Source organism: Enterococcus sp. 9E7_DIV0242 (assembly GCF_002140975.2).
In the GTDB taxonomy this organism is placed as follows: Bacteria; Bacillota; Bacilli; order Lactobacillales; family Enterococcaceae; genus Enterococcus_L; species Enterococcus_L clewellii.
Genome location: NZ_CP147247.1, coordinates 4,381,890 through 4,398,072, shown reverse-complemented (window position 1 = coordinate 4,398,072; position 16,183 = coordinate 4,381,890). Strand labels below are relative to the sequence as shown.

Annotated in this window: 14 protein-coding genes; 4 read left to right on the top strand and 10 right to left on the bottom strand. The window is 38.9% G+C overall.

The window, feature by feature from the left end:
- Positions 1-49 precede the first annotated feature (49 nt).
- The 10 genes from A5888_RS20475 to A5888_RS20430 form a co-directional block, all read right to left on the bottom strand.
- Positions 50-2,404: a DUF262 domain-containing protein gene (locus A5888_RS20475; protein ID WP_339101819.1), complete on the bottom strand. Its 2,355-nt coding sequence runs from the start codon at positions 2,402-2,404 to the stop codon at positions 50-52.
- Positions 2,405-2,417: 13 nt separating this feature from the next.
- Positions 2,418-3,938: a hypothetical protein gene (locus tag A5888_RS20470; protein WP_339101818.1), complete on the bottom strand. Its 1,521-nt coding sequence runs from the start codon at positions 3,936-3,938 to the stop codon at positions 2,418-2,420.
- 108 nt (positions 3,939-4,046) lie between these two features.
- Positions 4,047-4,616 carry a 3-isopropylmalate dehydratase small subunit gene (gene leuD, locus A5888_RS20465; protein WP_086349283.1) on the bottom strand — a complete coding sequence of 190 codons (570 nt, stop codon included), beginning with the start codon at positions 4,614-4,616 and terminating at the stop codon, positions 4,047-4,049.
- A complete protein-coding gene (leuC, locus tag A5888_RS20460) occupies positions 4,616-5,992 on the bottom strand; it encodes a 3-isopropylmalate dehydratase large subunit (protein WP_086349282.1) in 1,377 nt (458 codons plus the stop codon). Before leuC ends, leuD begins: the two co-directional genes overlap by 1 nt.
- A 48-nt stretch (positions 5,993-6,040) precedes the next feature.
- Positions 6,041-7,081: a 3-isopropylmalate dehydrogenase gene (gene leuB / locus A5888_RS20455; RefSeq protein WP_086349281.1), complete on the bottom strand. Its 1,041-nt coding sequence runs from the start codon at positions 7,079-7,081 to the stop codon at positions 6,041-6,043.
- Entirely contained in the window at positions 7,078-8,604 is a 1,527-nt protein-coding gene (locus tag A5888_RS20450; protein WP_086349280.1) for a 2-isopropylmalate synthase, read from the bottom strand. The genes leuB and A5888_RS20450 overlap by 4 nt, the downstream gene beginning before the upstream one ends.
- 594 nt (positions 8,605-9,198) lie before the next feature.
- Positions 9,199-10,005 carry a Cof-type HAD-IIB family hydrolase gene (locus A5888_RS20445; protein WP_086349279.1) on the bottom strand — a complete coding sequence of 269 codons (807 nt, stop codon included), beginning with the start codon at positions 10,003-10,005 and terminating at the stop codon, positions 9,199-9,201.
- The gene (locus A5888_RS20440) at positions 10,002-11,264 is read right to left on the bottom strand and encodes an MFS transporter (protein WP_086349278.1); all 1,263 of its coding nucleotides are present in this window, start codon (positions 11,262-11,264) and stop codon (positions 10,002-10,004) included. The genes A5888_RS20445 and A5888_RS20440 overlap by 4 nt, the downstream gene beginning before the upstream one ends.
- 43 nt (positions 11,265-11,307) lie before the next feature.
- The gene (locus tag A5888_RS20435) at positions 11,308-11,940 is read right to left on the bottom strand and encodes a sugar O-acetyltransferase (protein WP_086349423.1); all 633 of its coding nucleotides are present in this window, start codon (positions 11,938-11,940) and stop codon (positions 11,308-11,310) included.
- A 238-nt stretch (positions 11,941-12,178) separates the two neighbouring features.
- The gene (locus A5888_RS20430) at positions 12,179-13,192 is read right to left on the bottom strand and encodes an ROK family protein (RefSeq protein WP_086349277.1); all 1,014 of its coding nucleotides are present in this window, start codon (positions 13,190-13,192) and stop codon (positions 12,179-12,181) included.
- A gap of 310 nt (positions 13,193-13,502) precedes the next feature.
- Here A5888_RS20430 and A5888_RS20425 point away from each other — a divergent pair, with 310 nt between their 5' ends.
- The 4 genes from A5888_RS20425 (at position 13,503) to A5888_RS20410 (ending at position 15,969) form a co-directional block, all read left to right on the top strand.
- Positions 13,503-14,201, top strand: coding sequence for a DUF2461 domain-containing protein (locus tag A5888_RS20425; RefSeq protein ID WP_086351180.1), 699 nt, complete (start codon positions 13,503-13,505; stop codon positions 14,199-14,201).
- A gap of 154 nt (positions 14,202-14,355) precedes the next feature.
- On the top strand, positions 14,356-14,718 hold the full coding sequence (locus A5888_RS20420; RefSeq protein WP_086351181.1) for a hypothetical protein: 363 nt from the start codon (positions 14,356-14,358) through the stop codon (positions 14,716-14,718).
- A 32-nt stretch (positions 14,719-14,750) separates the two neighbouring features.
- Entirely contained in the window at positions 14,751-14,912 is a 162-nt protein-coding gene (locus A5888_RS20415) for a hypothetical protein (RefSeq protein ID WP_086351182.1), read from the top strand.
- Between the two features lie 169 nt (positions 14,913-15,081).
- Positions 15,082-15,969 (top strand): ROK family protein, encoded by an 888-nt coding sequence (locus A5888_RS20410; protein WP_339101815.1) that lies wholly within the window; start codon positions 15,082-15,084, stop codon positions 15,967-15,969.
- Positions 15,970-16,183 lie beyond the last annotated feature (214 nt).

The window sequence follows — 16,183 nt, the reverse complement described above, 5'->3', positions numbered from 1 at the left end:
CCTAGAAGAAATGAAAACCTCAATAACTAGCATGAAATAGTAACAGATACTATTTCATGCTAATTCTGTCTATAAGTAGTTCTACATCACCTATTTCTTCAGAATAAAAATTTTGTAAATATTGATTATTCTCTAGTAACAAAGATAAATATTGTTGTTTGTTTTCTTTTATTTTATCTAAAGGAAGATTTCTTAACATAATCCAGAGAAAATAAAAATTTTGATCCGATCTTAATGAACTATTACTTTTTTTTAAGATGCTAAAAAGTTTTATAAACTCCTTCTCCTTATGATCAATCAAATAATCCACTTTCTCAAAAAATAGATTAACACTATTAATTGATTCAAAAAATTCAGTTATCTCTGTTCCCGTTATTTCCTTTAATAATTTAGTAATTTTTCCTTTTCCCTTTATTCTTGCACAAACTCTATTGTTACGAATATATATGTTTAGTAATGCACTAATATCTTCTGAGCTAGTCTTTGTTTCATAATCTAGATATGCCAAAGAAGTAATCATTTCCTCATTTTTCATTCTCTTATTTGACCTTCTCAAAATTATTTCTTTGTAGTTTATTGCAATAGATTTTATTTTCTGTGTGAGATCTTTTCTTATATAGGCATTCCACATTTCAAAACTGTTTTTTGCAATAGGGTATGGTTTAGTGTTCAATCTAAGGAATAAATCGATTTTATCAAATGATTCATTTTGTTCCTCATCTATTTCAACTACACTTAATGGAAAATCTAAAATTTTATCTTTATAGCTCTCCTCTGCTTGAACCAGACTATCTCTGATATCTATGGTATCTATGTTTTTCCCGTTTAGTTCACTCATAATCTTCAAATTGCTTAATTTGAACTTATGCTTTTTTGAAAACTCTTCTTCACCATTTTCATTAATATATGATTCTCCTAAAAAACCTAAAAAAGTCAATAGTCTCTGCTGTCCATCAATTACTTCTTTTACTTTATCTTTTCTATTGAAGATAAACAATGGAGGTATTTTAATACCTAGCAATACACTTTCCAACAAATAAGACGATGTATTTGCATTTCCTGTTTCCGACCTCTGATATTCAGGCCTAATTAAAAATTTATTTCTTTTTATATCGTCCAATATATCATAAATGGTTACAGAATATGGGTCTACTTTATGCAATTTATATTTTTTAAATTGATCATTTTGAATATCTTTGGAGTTTATTACTTTTGGAAATAACTCTTTATTCTTCAAATTAATTTCCAAATCCACAGGAAATAGCATTTCTAAAGAATTTTTCATAAACGTATATCTACTAACTATACTCTGTCTAAAATAAGTATTATTCGGATCAAAAATTAATTCTATAGCTCGATATTCTTCTTCAATATCTTTCCATATCAATCGATCATCATTACTTTTAAAAATTAATTCTGCTAAATTTTTCAAGTCTATATCATTTATTTTAATCTCGTTTTGGTCTAAAACACTAATTCCCCAATAACATGTTTCGTAAAACTGTAAATTGAAAAAATGAAACTTACCATGATTTTCTATATATTTTTTTAATTTTAAAATCCGAGATATTATTTCTCTAATTTTTACTATCTCATCATTATAATTGGCATCATCAAAAAAATAGTAATAAAAATCTTGTATTACTTCATTCTTAGAATTTTGAGACGCATAATTAATCATTGGTAATTTGGGAAGTACTAACAAAGTTCTGATTTTTGACAATAACACATTTATTTGGTCTCTTTTTCTTATCTTCTCACTTCTTTTTGGAAGAAATAATATTTTCATATTCTCAAAAAGAAGTTGGTCATTTTCCAGTTCATTTTTCAAAATAATAGTTAATCTATCATCTATATATTCAGCCCTATCTATCTCATGTTTCTTTAGAGGCGATATACCCGAATTATACCTTCTAAAAATTTCTTTCTTTATTTTATCTTCACTAGCCTCATCAAGATTAGGTTCATTTACCACGCTAAAATTTAAAGTACGAATTTTTGTTTCTTTAAACGTCTCCCTAATTTCAGGAGTAAGTTCAGAAAACTTTTTCCCTGCCAAAGATTTTAAAGTTTTTAAACCTTTTTTCTCTAAAACCAATTTATCACTGATAAATCTATATATCGTTTCATATCGTTGTCTGCCATCTATTACCTCACTTATATTTTTTACTTTAAAAAATACTATTGGCGGGATCTCTGTCCCCAAAATTATACTTTCAATAAAATAAGTGGCTTTCTCTTTATCCCAGACATATTCTCTTTGAAAATACGGTTTATAATCAATTCTTTTTCTAGAACGCTCATTTAGAAATATTGATCTTACGCTTTTTACATCATCATCTATCTTTAAATTTTCTCTCATTATTTCATCTATATCTTTTACGTCTAAATCATTTCTCTCCATACCTCAATCTCCTTCAAAATCCAATCCTTTTGGATAAAATCTTATTTCCAAACCCTTGAATACCAGATGATATTACAGAACAACCAAAAAAATAATCCGAATTATAACTTAACCGATTTTTTATCAAGCCATCCAAACAATATCTAAAAATATACTGGATACTTTTATTGGAGAATGCTTTTGCAGTTTGATCTATCATAGGTAACCATTCATAAATGTATCTACATTCATCTAATACCAAAACATCCGTATACATTTTTGTTTCTTTTGCCTTATAACAGAATCTATCAATTTTTTCAACTACAGGGTGCAAAGGAAAACCAATTTGATTTATTACCAAATCTGTAAATAATTTACTACTAGGTTTATCTAGAAATTGATAAATATTTTCAGCATCTGAGAAATAATCTATTTGTGACTTAAAACTTGTATTAAAATCCATAGTAGCCTCTCTCATGTTTCTGATATAGTTGAGGCTATCTAATATTTCATATCCCCCTTCACTGTCAAATCCTTTACACTCAGATAAAAGACTTTTTATCAACTTTTGGGTTTCTTTACTAAAAACCTCATTTTCCTCGATATATTTTGCTAGTAAAAAAAATTTGTATATAGAACCATTCTTTTCATTGTTAACATCAGCCAATTTAATCTTAGAAATTTTCTTCATTTTTTCTTTTGAAACTGATCTTAAATATGCCGAACTAGTAAATCTTTGAGCTGGAATAATAACAGAAGAAATATCCATTAACAGATGAGTAATAAACTCTCCGTAGTAATGGTCAAAATTCATTTCTATTTCCTCTTTTAGTCTAAAAAACTCGTTTGAAAAAAGCTCATTATTGTTATCAACAATTAAATTATTATGATTTCTTTGTTTACAAAATAGATAGAGTGCCATCATGTCCAAATAACCCTCAACCATTAATTTGTTTCCACCACCTTTAGGCGAAGCAAAATTTGTTATAACTATACCAGGAGTATTTAATCTATGAAATTTACATAATGAAGCAAAACTTCTTAAAGAATGTTTTTTGCTAGGTACAGATCCACATGAATCTAAATAAACGATATCAAATTTTTTGGGAGTGTCCTTGAAAAATTGCTCAATACTATATTTTATAACTTTTGGACTAGAAAAATTGTAATCACCACATTCAGAAATCGCTTTCAAATAGACTTCATTATTATTCTCAAACGCATAGATGTTTTGCGGTAGTACTCCTAATGAGATAAGCTCATCAAAATCATTTTTGGGACTAGGTCCTGAAAGATAGCAGACCAGTAATTCATCCGCCCTTTTATGCCCGGTGATAGAATCGAACATTTTTTGCCAACTATTTAAGTCTTCTACTCTAATTTTTTCTGATTCTTTAAATTCCTTTGTTTCATCATCCATAGAAAAATAATTATGGATTTTATTTATATAGTCTCTACTTACACAAGATGAACTATATCTTTTGACTGAAAGCTCATTCACTGATTTACACAATATTCTATTTCTAACAATTTTCTTTTCTTCTTCAATATACAACTGCATCCTCCATTTTATCGAAAAATATTATTTGTTCCTAAATAAATAATAAACTTCCAAAAAGAATAAATCCACTATTTTTTGTAAAAAATAGTGGATTTATTCTTTTTATTTCCCCTCATACTCCCCAATAGCATCGGCATACTCCAGTGTTATAGCAATATCATCCAGCCCATTAACCAGCTTATGCTTCCATGTTCCATCAATCTCAAACTCGTATGTTTCGCCATCCGCAATCACCTGTTGATTTGGCAAATCAACCGTGATTGCTTGGTCTGCCGGCAGAGCCGCCAGCTTCTGACGTGCTTCCAATGGAAGCACAATAGGCAGTAGGCCGTTCTTGGTGGCGTTCATGTAGAAGATGTCGCTGAAGCTGCCGGCGATGACGGCACGGAAACCGTAGTCGGCGAGTGCCCAAGCGGCGTGCTCACGTGAGGAGCCGGAGCCGAAGTTGTCGCCGGAGATTAGGAATTCGGCGCCTTGGTATTGTGGCTCATTTAGGATGAAATCCGGATTGAGCGAGCGATCCGGCAGGTAGCGCCATTCGTCAAATAGGAATTCGCCGAAGCCTGTCTTTTCGATTCTTTTTAGAAATGATTTTGGGATGATCTGATCCGTATCTATGTTGTCGTTCATCAATGGAACGGTCGTTCCTGTGTGCTGTGTGAATGCTTGCATTATGCGCCCAGCTCCTCTCTGATATCAATAAATGTTCCGTTCAATGCTGCTGCAGCGGCCATTGCCGGACTGCACAGGTGAGTGCGTGCCCCTTTGCCCTGACGTCCTTCGAAGTTTCGGTTAGACGTTGATGCACAGTGAACGCCTGCCGGTACTTGGTCAGGATTCATGCCCAGACACATCGAACACCCGGGCTCTCGCCACTCAAAGCCTGCTTCTTTAAAAATTTTATCCAGTCCAATTTTCTCGGCAGCTTTACGTACGGGTCTTGAGCCGGGTACGACGATTGCTGTGACGCCGTCCTTGACCTGCTTACCACGTACAACATTTGCCGCTTCTTCTAGATCAGACAAGCGGCCGTTGGTACAGGAGCCAATAAAGACATAGCCCACTTCAATGTCCGAAGGGCGTTGCCCCGGCTGCAGATCCATATAGTTGTATGCTCGTTCATCGTTCATATCTTTGATTTCCGGGAAGGTTCCAGTCACAGGAATCCCCATTTCAGGGTTGGTGCCCCATGTAACAAACGGTACCAGCTCATCTGCATTCAGCTCAAGATTAGCTTCATAGGTCGCATCGGGATCGCTTGGTAGAGTTTGCCAATTGGCGATTGCTGCGTCCATATCCTCAGGGGCATATTCACGTCCTCGAACATACTCATAGGTCTTTTCATCAGGAGCCATCATGCCCATCTTTGCGCCGCCTTCGATCGCCATATTGCAGATCGTCATGCGTTCTTCCATAGATAGAGCTTCGATCGTGTCGCCGTAGAATTCCACCGCATAGCCAACACCGAAGTCAACGCCATATTTAGCAATCAGCGCCAGAATGATGTCCTTTGCATATACACCTTTTGCCAGCTTGCCGCTAATTTTTACACCCATGCTTTTTGGTTTACGCTGCCAAATACACTGTGTCGCAAAAACGTGCTCCACTTCACTGGTTCCGATGCCAAACGCCAACGCACCGAAAGCCCCATGTGTTGCTGTATGAGAATCCCCGCAGACGATAATTTTTCCTGGCTGTGTCAAGCCTGTTTCCGGACCGACCATATGGACGATCCCTTGGCGCTCACTGCCATTTTCACATAGTGTAATACCAAATTCGTCACAGTTTTTCTTCAAGGCTTCGATTTGCTTTTTCGCTACCAGATCCGTGATATTGAAGATATCCTTTGTCGGTACATTGTGGTCCATCGTACCAAAGGTCTTCTCCGGTCTTCGTACCTTTCTTCCCGCTTCGCGTAGTCCTTCAAATGCTTGTGGCGATGTTACCTCATGAATCAAGTGAAGATCCACATACAACAGCTGCGGCTCTCCCTCTTCTCCTGAAACAACGTGGCGTTCCCACAGCTTATCAAACAAAGTTTTTCCCATATTATTCGCTCCTCACTTACTCATGTCGTTAATTTCTATTTGCGCATACTACTTCAATTCCTTAAGTACCGCTTCTGTAAATTCCTGAGTTCCTGCATTTCCACCTAGATCTTTTGTTAAAACGCCTGCCTTCATCACACAGTCACAGGATCTTTCGATTCTCTGTGCTGTTTCTTCTAGCCCAAATGATTGTCGCAACATCATTGCTGTGGACAAAATCATCGACATCGGGTTTGCAATATCCTGTCCGGCAATATCTGGTGCTGAACCATGGATCGGCTCGTAAAGGGACGGCCCGTTTTCACTATGGCTGGCACTTGGCATCATCCCCAGTGAACCGGGAATAACGGAGGCTTCATCACTTAGGATGTCACCAAACAGGTTTTCTGTTACGATCACATCAAAGTCCTTAGGTCGTGTGATCATAACCATTGCGGCTGAATCGACCAGCTGATGCTCTAGCGTGCAGTCTGGGTATTCCTGTGCAACTTCTTCCGCTGTTTGTCGCCATAGCTTACTGGTCGACAGGACATTTGCTTTATCAACAGAGGTCACTTTTTTATTTCTTGTTCGAGCAATTTCAAATGCCTTACGAAGGATTCGTTGAATTTCCGCTTTCGTATAGGTACACAAATCAGAAGCTTGATCTTCAGCCAGTTTTTTTTCTCCAAAATAGATACCTCCTGTCAACTCACGCACAACGATAAAGTCTACACCTTTGACATTTTCTTCCTTTAGAGGCGATAAATGGACGACCGCATCCGGCACACTGATGGGACGAATATTCGCAAACAAGCCCAACGCTTTTCTCAAGCCTAAAAGTCCTTGCTCCGGTCGTTTCGGTGCTTTATCCCACTTCGGTCCGCCAATTGCTCCTAAGAGAATGGCATCTGCCTCTTTACAGGCCTTCAAGGTTCTTTCCGGTAAGGGATCACCCTCACTATCGATCCCTGCTCCGCCAAACGGGTATTCCTGAATGTCAAAATCCAGCTCCTCCTGAACCATGATTTCTGATAAAATTGTCAAGGTACTGTCCATGATTTCTTTGCCGATGCCATCTCCCGGCAATGCGATAATTCGTTTTGTCATTTGCTTCGCTCCATTTCTTTTTTGAATCGTTCACTAGCTTGTACATAAGCCTTGGCCGATGCCTGCAGTACATCAAAATCGATGCCTGTGCCGTTGAATTGTTGTCTCGTCTCACGATCCTGTACAGTGACGTACACCTCTGCCTGCGCATCTTCCCCGCCGGTGATTGCTTTTATTGCATATTGCTTCAGTTCCGGTTGCTGCGCCATGATTTTATCGATTGAATTATAAATTGCTTGGATACTCCCCGAGCCGATCGCTGATTCGGTTTTTGTTTCCTCTTTGTCTGTCTTCATCGATACGATCGCCCCTTGACTGCCATCAGATACATATTGCAGCTGGACACGTTCCAAGCGGCAAATTTCTTCAGTTTCCTGTGACTGACCAATCATCAAAGCAATCAAGTCTTCATCCGTGACCTGTTTCTTTTTATCGGCCAACGCTTTGAATCGTTTAAAGGCTATTTTGATTTCTTCTTCATTTAGCTGATAGCCAAGCTCCTCCATTTTTGTAGAGAAGGCATGACGTCCAGATAGCTTACCCAAAGGTAGTGAGTTTGTATTGACCCCAACCAGTGAAGGTGTGATGATTTCATAGGTATCTGGATTTTTTAATACGCCATCCTGATGAATGCCTGATTCATGGGCATAGGCATTGGCTCCTATGATTGCCTTGTTTCTTGGAACGGCCACGCCAGACAAATGACTGACCAAATCGCTGGTGCGTTTCGTTTCATTCAAAACGATGTTGCTGTCTGCCTGATAAAAATCTTTGCGAATATGAAGCGCCAATGCAACTTCTTCTAGGGCGGTGTTCCCGGCACGTTCGCCAATTCCGTTCACCGTGCCCTCTACTCGTTTTGCTCCATTTTCGATTGCTGCTAGTGCGTTGGCTGTTGCCATGCCCAGATCATCATGACAATGTGAAGAGAAAATGATTTCTTCCTGACTCGTGATATTTTCGATCAGGTATTTGAACAGCAAACCGTACTCTGTCGGATTGGAATAGCCTACAGTATCGGGAATATTGATGATCGTTGCTCCAGCATCAATGGCTGTTTGAACTGCTTTTAATAGAAAGTTCTTTTCTGTCCGTGTCGCATCCTCCGGTGAAAACTGCACCTTATCAAATTTTGATTTGGCATAGCTGACATGCTCTGTAATAGAAGCAATCACCTCATCCGGTGTCATTTTCAGCTTGTATTCCATATGGACTGGGCTGGTCGCCAGAAAGACATGAATCTGTGGGTGAACCGCCTCTTTCAACGCTTCGTGGGCACGATCGATATCTTTTTTCTGACAGCGTGCCAGTCCTGCAACGGTCATTCGTTTTGCCGCTTGAGCAATCGCTTGTACCGCCTCAAAGTCTCCTTCAGAAGCGATGGGGAAACCCGCTTCGATTGTATCGATACCCCATTTTTCCAGCTGCATGGCTATCTGTACTTTTTCCTTCGTATTAAAATTGACGCCGGGGGTCTGTTCCCCATCTCTCAATGTCGTATCAAAAAATTGAATGATTGCCATAATCTATATCCCTCTTTCTTTTGTTTGATTATTTCGAATTTTCTGAATAAATAAGATGTGTCTCTACTTGGGTAATGGACTCCTTTCGATTGAAATTCAGTAATTGTTACTTGGTCGATTCTCTTGCAGTCTTTTTCTGCCTTCTGCCCTTCCAGTGAATCCTCCAACAAAAAAAGCACCCCATGCCTGGGATGCTTGACTCATCCCGTTCATGTAAATGCTAAACAGGACTCTTCCGTTCTGATCAAAAACCGTAATCAGATAGCCGAGTCCTTCTTCAATAATAATAAAAATGTTTGTTTGTATGTAGTTTGTCTCATTACAATCAACATCCTTTATTTCCTGAATTTTCTGTCAATTACTTCTTATACGGTACTTTACAGAAATCTGACACGAATGTCAATACTTTTTATGAGAATTTTTTAATTTTCCAACTCTGAGTAGTAATCTCTATTTGTACTACCCACTAAAATAGAAACAGAAAAAAGTGTGGGACATAACTCAATCCCACACACCTCTATACATCTAAAACCGAATAAACGGTGGGACAGAAGCAACTTCTGTCCCAACCTCGTTACTTTTCTGTTAATGCTCCTATCCTTCTTCGAGTAAAAGAGCAATCTGTTTTAGCACACCATTTTCATTGTTCGTTGCAATGATTTCTTTGGCCGCTTCTTTGATTTTTGGATGCGCATTGCCCATGGCATAGCTAAATCCGGCATGCTTCAGCATTTCCAGATCGTTGCCGCTGTCGCCAAAGGCAGCTACTTCTTCCGCTTTGATCCCCCAAAGCTCTTGCAGCTTCGTCAAGCCATTGGCCTTATGAACGCCTGGGATAATCAAGTCGATGTCGCCATGTCCACTTGATACAGGTGTGATTTTATCGCCTAACTCCTTGTTCAAGCTATCCAAAATTTCTTCTACTTTCTCGACAGGAACAGTCAAAGCAAATTTGAATAAAGTGTCCTGATCTACTTTGTACAAATCATCGACCTTTTTCAAGCGATAATAGTAGATACTGCCATGATCGATAAATTCCTGTGGTTCACGCTTATTGACATAGGCACTATCTCTTCCACAAAGAATGGTGTGCACCTCGTCGTATTTTCCTAGAATATCTAAAATTTCATGGATCGTTTCCAGCTCGATTTTACCGCAGGCTACTTCTTTGTCTTCATGCACAATATACGCACCATTTTCCGCTACAAAGGACAGCTCTTTCTCAATTTCAGGGAAAAATGACTTTAACTGATAATATTGATTGCCGCTGGCTACGACAAATTTCACCCCTTGCTCCTGCATTTTTTGATACAACTCTTGAAACATTGCTCGATCATAGTCATTTTGACTATTTAAAAACGTACCATCCATATCTACTGCTATCATTTTTACTTTATTCATCGTGTTTCCTCCTCAGGACATTCATTTTCAATTTGATTCTTTTCTTCCTTACATCCTTCATATCTTTTCTCAGGCTCTCTATACATTCGTGTTGTAAGCAAAATCAATACTACACCATAAACGACGGCAGTCGATAAGGCAAAGGGCATCCCCTGACTGTTCATGGCTGCTGAATAGACCACACCGGCAATGACCGAAGAAAAACCTTGAATGAAAAGGATAAACGATGTTCCCTCTGCAACCAGTTCTTTTTCTGTATATCGCTGAACAAATGCGATCGGCAAGACCTGTGACATTCCAAAGCCTGATCCGACTGTTGCTGTCGATAAAATGATGATCACATACGTTGGTGAGAACAACGTCAGCGTATAGAGAAAACTGCCGATCAAGCCAACTCCTGCCATGAAAACAATCAGGCGTTTTGGAAAGCCATTCTTAGCAATATAACGTCCGGTCATATTTGAAAAGAACATGACCAATAAATTACATGGTATAAGGATCAATGAGCTGATCGTCGGACTGGCATTCAGTATCGTCTGCGCAAAGAGAGGAATGTAGTTCCCGCTTGTTGACATACATGTATATAAAAAAGTAATTAGAACCATAATAATAAAATGCTTTTTTGAAAGCAGCTGAATAAGCCCGTTCTTTTTATCCAGCTGTCTGTTTTTTGATGGAGCGAGTGTGTGGTGCTGGTCTCGTTGGCTTGGAAAAAAACTGCCGATCAAAAGTAAACTGACTAGAAATAGTGGTAAGACACTAAGTAGAGACACCCGCCAGCTGAATTGTTGAATCAATACACCACAGATAACTGGCCCTATCAGTAAAATCAACGAACCGACAGTCTGTAACCAACCGACACGTACGGGGTACTCCTCTTCATCAAAACGTTCACTAACCATTGTAAAAATATTGGCCTGAAACAGTCCCCAGAAAAAACTGGCAATGCCGCGGCTCCACATGAAAAACATCGCCGATGGAGCCGAAGCAGAGACGGCTATCATTACTCCGAAAACAACCGTACTCAGCAAAAATAGTTTTTTTCGTCCAAGCCATTCACCCAAGCGACCGGAGAGAAGCAAAGAGACACTTCTTGCCAAAGCTTCTACGATGATTAGATTTCCAAACAGCTCTACTGCATGAAACTCTGTAAAGGCCGCTGCCCCGTAGATCGCTATACTTCCTAATAAATAATTGGCGCTGATCGTAATGATGATGAAGCCTGAAAAAATCAGATTATTTCTTGTATATTCTGTCATATCCCCACTCCTCGACAACTTGAGGTCTTGCTTCTACACCATTTTACTCTACATCAACGTCTGAACCTTGTTCTTTATGGTACGCCGTCTCCAGTTGTGTCCAATACGTTTTGTCTGACTCAGTGATTTCTCGTAAAACACGGCACGGATTTCCAGCCGCGACAACATTATCCGGAATATCTTTTGTGACAACAGAACCGGAACCAATGACCACATTGCTGCCGATCGTTACACCTGGATTGATTACCGCGTTAGCACCAACCCAGACATTGTCCCCAATCGTTACCGCTGTTCCGAATTCCAAGCCACGGACTCGCACCTCTGCATCAATCGGGTGTCCTGCCGTATAAACCCCAACACGTGGCGCAAACATAACATTTTTCCCAATCTTCACTTTTCCAACATCTAAAATGATGCAATCAAAGTTCGCATAAAAATTTTCACCTACGCTGATATGACAGCCGTAATCACAGTGAAATGGTGGTTCGATGTACAACTCTTCCCCGGTTTTCTCAAACAACTCCTTCAACAGCTGTTTGCGGTAATCGATTTGTTCCTCCGTTGTGTGATTAAACAAGCGTGTCAGCTGACGTGAGCGTCGAAAATCCGCTCTCAGTTCTTCATTATTGGCAAGATAGAGGTCTCCTGCCAGCATCCGTTCCTTTTCAGTTCGCATCTCTTTTCTCCATTCTTCAAAATATTCTTTTGTATATCGGCCTGTAAAAGATTCTCTGGATGAAAACGATTCTTGTGTTTGAGGTATCATAAAAGATAACTTTTTAGAGACCTACTCCTTAACAGGACGATCATAGTTGCTTCATTTAGCTCGTTATTTTTTAGCAGCTCATTCTTCATTTGATAACTATTTTGCTGCTTTGATTCCCATATTTATGTTTATAAGCGTTCTATATATATTAATTAAAATGCTCCAGCTCCATATTCAATTGCTTGATCCCCAGTGAAAACAAACCAAACACATAGTCCTGATCGAAGTCCTTTGATAAGATGATCTCAGGCAGCTCAACAAATGGAAATTCCATCTTGATTCGCCCTTCGACCAGTATTTTCAATTGCTGGTCATCACTCCAATAGTTTCTATAGATAACAAAACAGTCTGGGTCATAAAGACTCATATAGGTTTGGATATTATTTAGCAAGTTGCCGATTGTTGCCGTTTCAGTAAAGCTGAACGTCGTCCAATCCGGATCTGACGGTAAATGGGCAATCTCACCGGCAACGCCGTTTCGCCCTTTGACGATCCGATCATTGAGTACCACACCGGCACCCGGCGGAAAAGTTTCCGGATAATAGAGTCCAACAACCGCATTACTATAGTTCGTCTCTGCCGATTGGCTGTACCCGTACGCCACTGCATTCACATCATTTTCTAAAATCACTTCAAAATGAAACGCATCTTCAAAATAGCTTTTCAGCCGTTCGCCTTTCATCAATGAAAAATCCATCACTTGAACGACTCCATTGTGTTCCACTCCCGGCAGTCCAATGACTAGACAACCGATGGCAGGATAGCTGACTAAAAATTGTTCGATTTGCTTTTTTGCCACTACTTTATCAAAATGATCTCCTGCGAGCTCTTCTTGAACGAGAATATTCCCATTCAAATCATGAACGGAAAACAGAAAAGCAAAAGTCTTGTTTTTCTCCAACAAACAGAGTGTCAAAATCAGGCGATGCATCGCATTGAACTCAAACACACTGGCCCGTCTTCCACCTGTAGAGACAGAGGATTTTGTCTCGGTCACCTCTTCATTGCTTAACAGCTCCCTCATCAGGTTATTGACAGTCATGATACTTAAGCCGCTTTGTTCAGCTAGTGCAGGCTTCGTCACTTGCTTTTTCTGATAAATGATTTTGCGCAGACGATTGATATTGCTGTTCTTTAGTTGGTTCGGTGTTCCGGGCTGCACTGCAAACCACCTCCATTTCATGCTAATTCTACTTTATAAAAAAACTTTATAAACTTCTTTTATAATCTTACTTCAAAAAAATCAGCTCGTCAACCTTCTTTTTTTGTAAGACTGTTCTCTGTAAAACGGCTGGCTTTTTATTCGCCGGCATTGTCTCTCCTTTCACTTTATGGAATAATTAAAGAACGATTAACTGTTGGCTATAATGCTGAAGGCAACCAATTTCATCAGGAGTTGTTCTTCTAAAACCACCAAAAAGGTGAACTAGCGTCAGGCTTCAGCCAAAGGTCAAACAAATGGAGTGTGAAAAATGACTACGACAAACAAAACAATGCTAACTTTTTTGAAGAATCTCGCTGAGAATAACTCACTGGAATGGATGCATCAACATGAAAAAGAAAAGAAAGACGCACTGAATCACTTTTACGGACTGGTTCAGACGTTGCAAAATGAAATTCCTGCATTCGATCCGGATATCCCCATGATCGAGCCAAACAAATTAAGCTTTCGACTGAATCGAGATACCCGTTTCAGTCATGATAAATCGCCTTATAATCCAACCTTTAGAGCGCATATCGGACCAAATGGCAAACCGTATATTCCAGCCGGTTATTTCATCCAGTTGGCACCTGAAGGGCATGACTCGTTCTTAGGCGGCGGTGTATTCGGCACGCAATTTCCACAGGCCACAGCATTCGTAAGAGAGTACTTATTGGCACACCCACAAGAATTTCTCGCCTTACTTGAAGCACCTCGTTTCAAAAAATACTTTCAGCTGCAAGGCGAACAGCTGAAACGATTCCCTAAAGGGTATGAGGAAACAGGCACAGCTATTGACCCTTTTATCAAATATAAAAGCTGGTATCTTCAATATGATCTGGCTTACGATCAGCTCTTAGATGAAAAACAGCTGATTCAGACCTGTCTGGATGTATTCGAAGCGATGAAGCCGTTCAATGATTACTTGAATCGTGCACTGATTGATTTTCAATTTCCGGAACGTCGCTAGACACGTGAAAAGTCTCCTTTTATTATGAATGAGTTGAAGTCATTTCGTTCAATTTGACCGTCACTGATTGTCAGCGTTCTTCTGGCTGATAGAGCTATCGCTTCTCAAGAACGCTGAATTTTACTATAATAAAAGAAAAACGGAGGTGGCTACCATGCCTGCATCAACGGAAAAAATCGATATTTTATTATCCTATCTCTCTGAAACACATACGAAATCACTGGCGCTTTATGACCTGATCAGTATTCAGCCTCGGACAGATGAGACAGATATACGTATTTTATTAAACATCAATGAAGTGTTTACTTACTATCATAGTGTGCGTATTTTTTATTACAGCAATCCAGAGCTGGATCAAGCCGATGTTGCACCCTTTTTCGATGCGTTTGAAAATTTTTATTTTGAGCTAAAACAGGTCTTTTTCCACGAGGATTCTGATATTGCTCTGCTTTACAAGAAGTTGGATGAAATGAAAACTTCCTTTGAGGAGTTGACGAATTGGTTCAATGTTTTATAATGAAAGATGATCATAAATAAAGAGGTGCAGAAATGAATCAAACTGAAGTACTGGAGCGCTTGAAAGAAGAGCTGCAAATTCCATTTTTTAATGGCAACATAGAAGAGAAAGAGTATACAGAGGAAGAATACCAGAAAATCAAATCCGATTTGATTCAGTATTTCGATGATTATGTACGAAATGTAGAAAATTAGAACTATTCTCTCCAAGTCTAGAAAGACCTAGTCTTGGAGATTTTTTTAGGCTTTCTCATCTATTAAGTGAAAAAAGATACTGCACAACAATAATATGTCTTAAAAATGAATCGATTCATTTTTGTGTACCTGCTGCAAAAAAATAACAAGAATTAAAACCAGAAGGGTGATGAAAAAAATGATTATCAGTTTTGATGTTGGGGGAATTTTTGTCAAATACGGCTTGTTCGATATGGACGGAACAATTATCCACCAAGGAAAACAGCCGACAGAGATAGAAACCGAAGACAGCTTTTTTATCATGATCGCAAGAATTATCTCAAGATATGAGCAGGAGCATACCATCAAGGGACTTGGTTTCAGTTTTCCCGGTGTCATTGATAGTGAAAAGGGGGTACCAATTGTTTCTGGCGCAATCAAACCCTTAAGAGGCAGGCCATTTGTTCAGCTACTGAGGGAACGTACAGGAAATAAATACCCCATTTTTATTGAGAATGATGGAAATTGTGCCGCACTTGCCGAGCTATACTCCGGGAACGGGCGCGAGTTAAAGGATTTTGTCGTACTGACATTGGGAACTGGTATCGGTGGTGGAATCATCCATGAGCAGTCTCTGATGAAGGGTGGTCGCTACAGCGCCGGTGAATTCGGTATGATGCTGATCCCTGATAAACTGGGGAAACCTGTAATTTTGGCTAAATATGCCTCTACACAAGGGTTATTGAACCTTTATCGTCAACGCCTTGGGATCACCTCTGATACTCCCGTAACAGGTGAAGAGATTTTCAAAGGAAATACCTTAGTGAAGAAGGACGTGTTAAAGCTTTGGGGAGAATATATTGCTATGGTCGTTTACAATATCATTGTTTCTATGAACCCGGAGAAAGTCTTGATTGGTGGTGGTGTCAGTCAAAACCCGTTGTTGCTGTCACTGATTGAAAAGCCGTTGAAAAAATATCCCGAGTGGGCATTATTTGAAACACCAATCGTTAGATGCTACCACCAGAATGATGCTGGTCTTATTGGTGCCTTTTATTTGGTACAGAGAAATATATAAAATTATCAGATGATAATTTCGATATCTTAGCGGTATCAAAAAAATAGAAACAAAAAAACCATCGGCTAGGATAGCCGATGGAAAAGGAGTATTACTCAATAAGAGTAAAATGAAAAATAAAAAGGTTGTTGTTGGTATGAATAAATAATACAATACTTTCTAAAATTTGTCTAGTAAAAAGGCGATACTATTTAATTAAAAATTATTAGTTATT

Excerpts from the sequence above, each read along its gene's own strand:
- A5888_RS20475 (WP_339101819.1), bottom strand. The coding sequence starts at position 2,404 with ATGGAGAGAAATGATTTAGACGTAAAAGATATAGATGAAATAATGAGA.
- leuD (WP_086349283.1), bottom strand. The coding sequence starts at position 4,616 with ATGCAAGCATTCACACAGCACACAGGAACGACCGTTCCATTGATGAAC.
- leuC (WP_086349282.1), bottom strand. The coding sequence starts at position 5,992 with ATGGGAAAAACTTTGTTTGATAAGCTGTGGGAACGCCACGTTGTTTCA.
- leuB (WP_086349281.1), bottom strand. The coding sequence starts at position 7,081 with ATGACAAAACGAATTATCGCATTGCCGGGAGATGGCATCGGCAAAGAA.
- A5888_RS20450 (WP_086349280.1), bottom strand. The coding sequence starts at position 8,604 with ATGGCAATCATTCAATTTTTTGATACGACATTGAGAGATGGGGAACAG.
- A5888_RS20445 (WP_086349279.1), bottom strand. The coding sequence starts at position 10,005 with ATGAATAAAGTAAAAATGATAGCAGTAGATATGGATGGTACGTTTTTA.
- A5888_RS20440 (WP_086349278.1), bottom strand. The coding sequence starts at position 11,264 with ATGACAGAATATACAAGAAATAATCTGATTTTTTCAGGCTTCATCATC.
- A5888_RS20435 (WP_086349423.1), bottom strand. The coding sequence starts at position 11,940 with ATGCGAACTGAAAAGGAACGGATGCTGGCAGGAGACCTCTATCTTGCC.
- A5888_RS20425 (WP_086351180.1), top strand. The coding sequence starts at position 13,503 with ATGACTACGACAAACAAAACAATGCTAACTTTTTTGAAGAATCTCGCT.
- A5888_RS20420 (WP_086351181.1), top strand. The coding sequence starts at position 14,356 with ATGCCTGCATCAACGGAAAAAATCGATATTTTATTATCCTATCTCTCT.
- A5888_RS20415 (WP_086351182.1), top strand. The coding sequence starts at position 14,751 with ATGAATCAAACTGAAGTACTGGAGCGCTTGAAAGAAGAGCTGCAAATT.
- A5888_RS20410 (WP_339101815.1), top strand. The coding sequence starts at position 15,082 with ATGAAAAAAATGATTATCAGTTTTGATGTTGGGGGAATTTTTGTCAAA.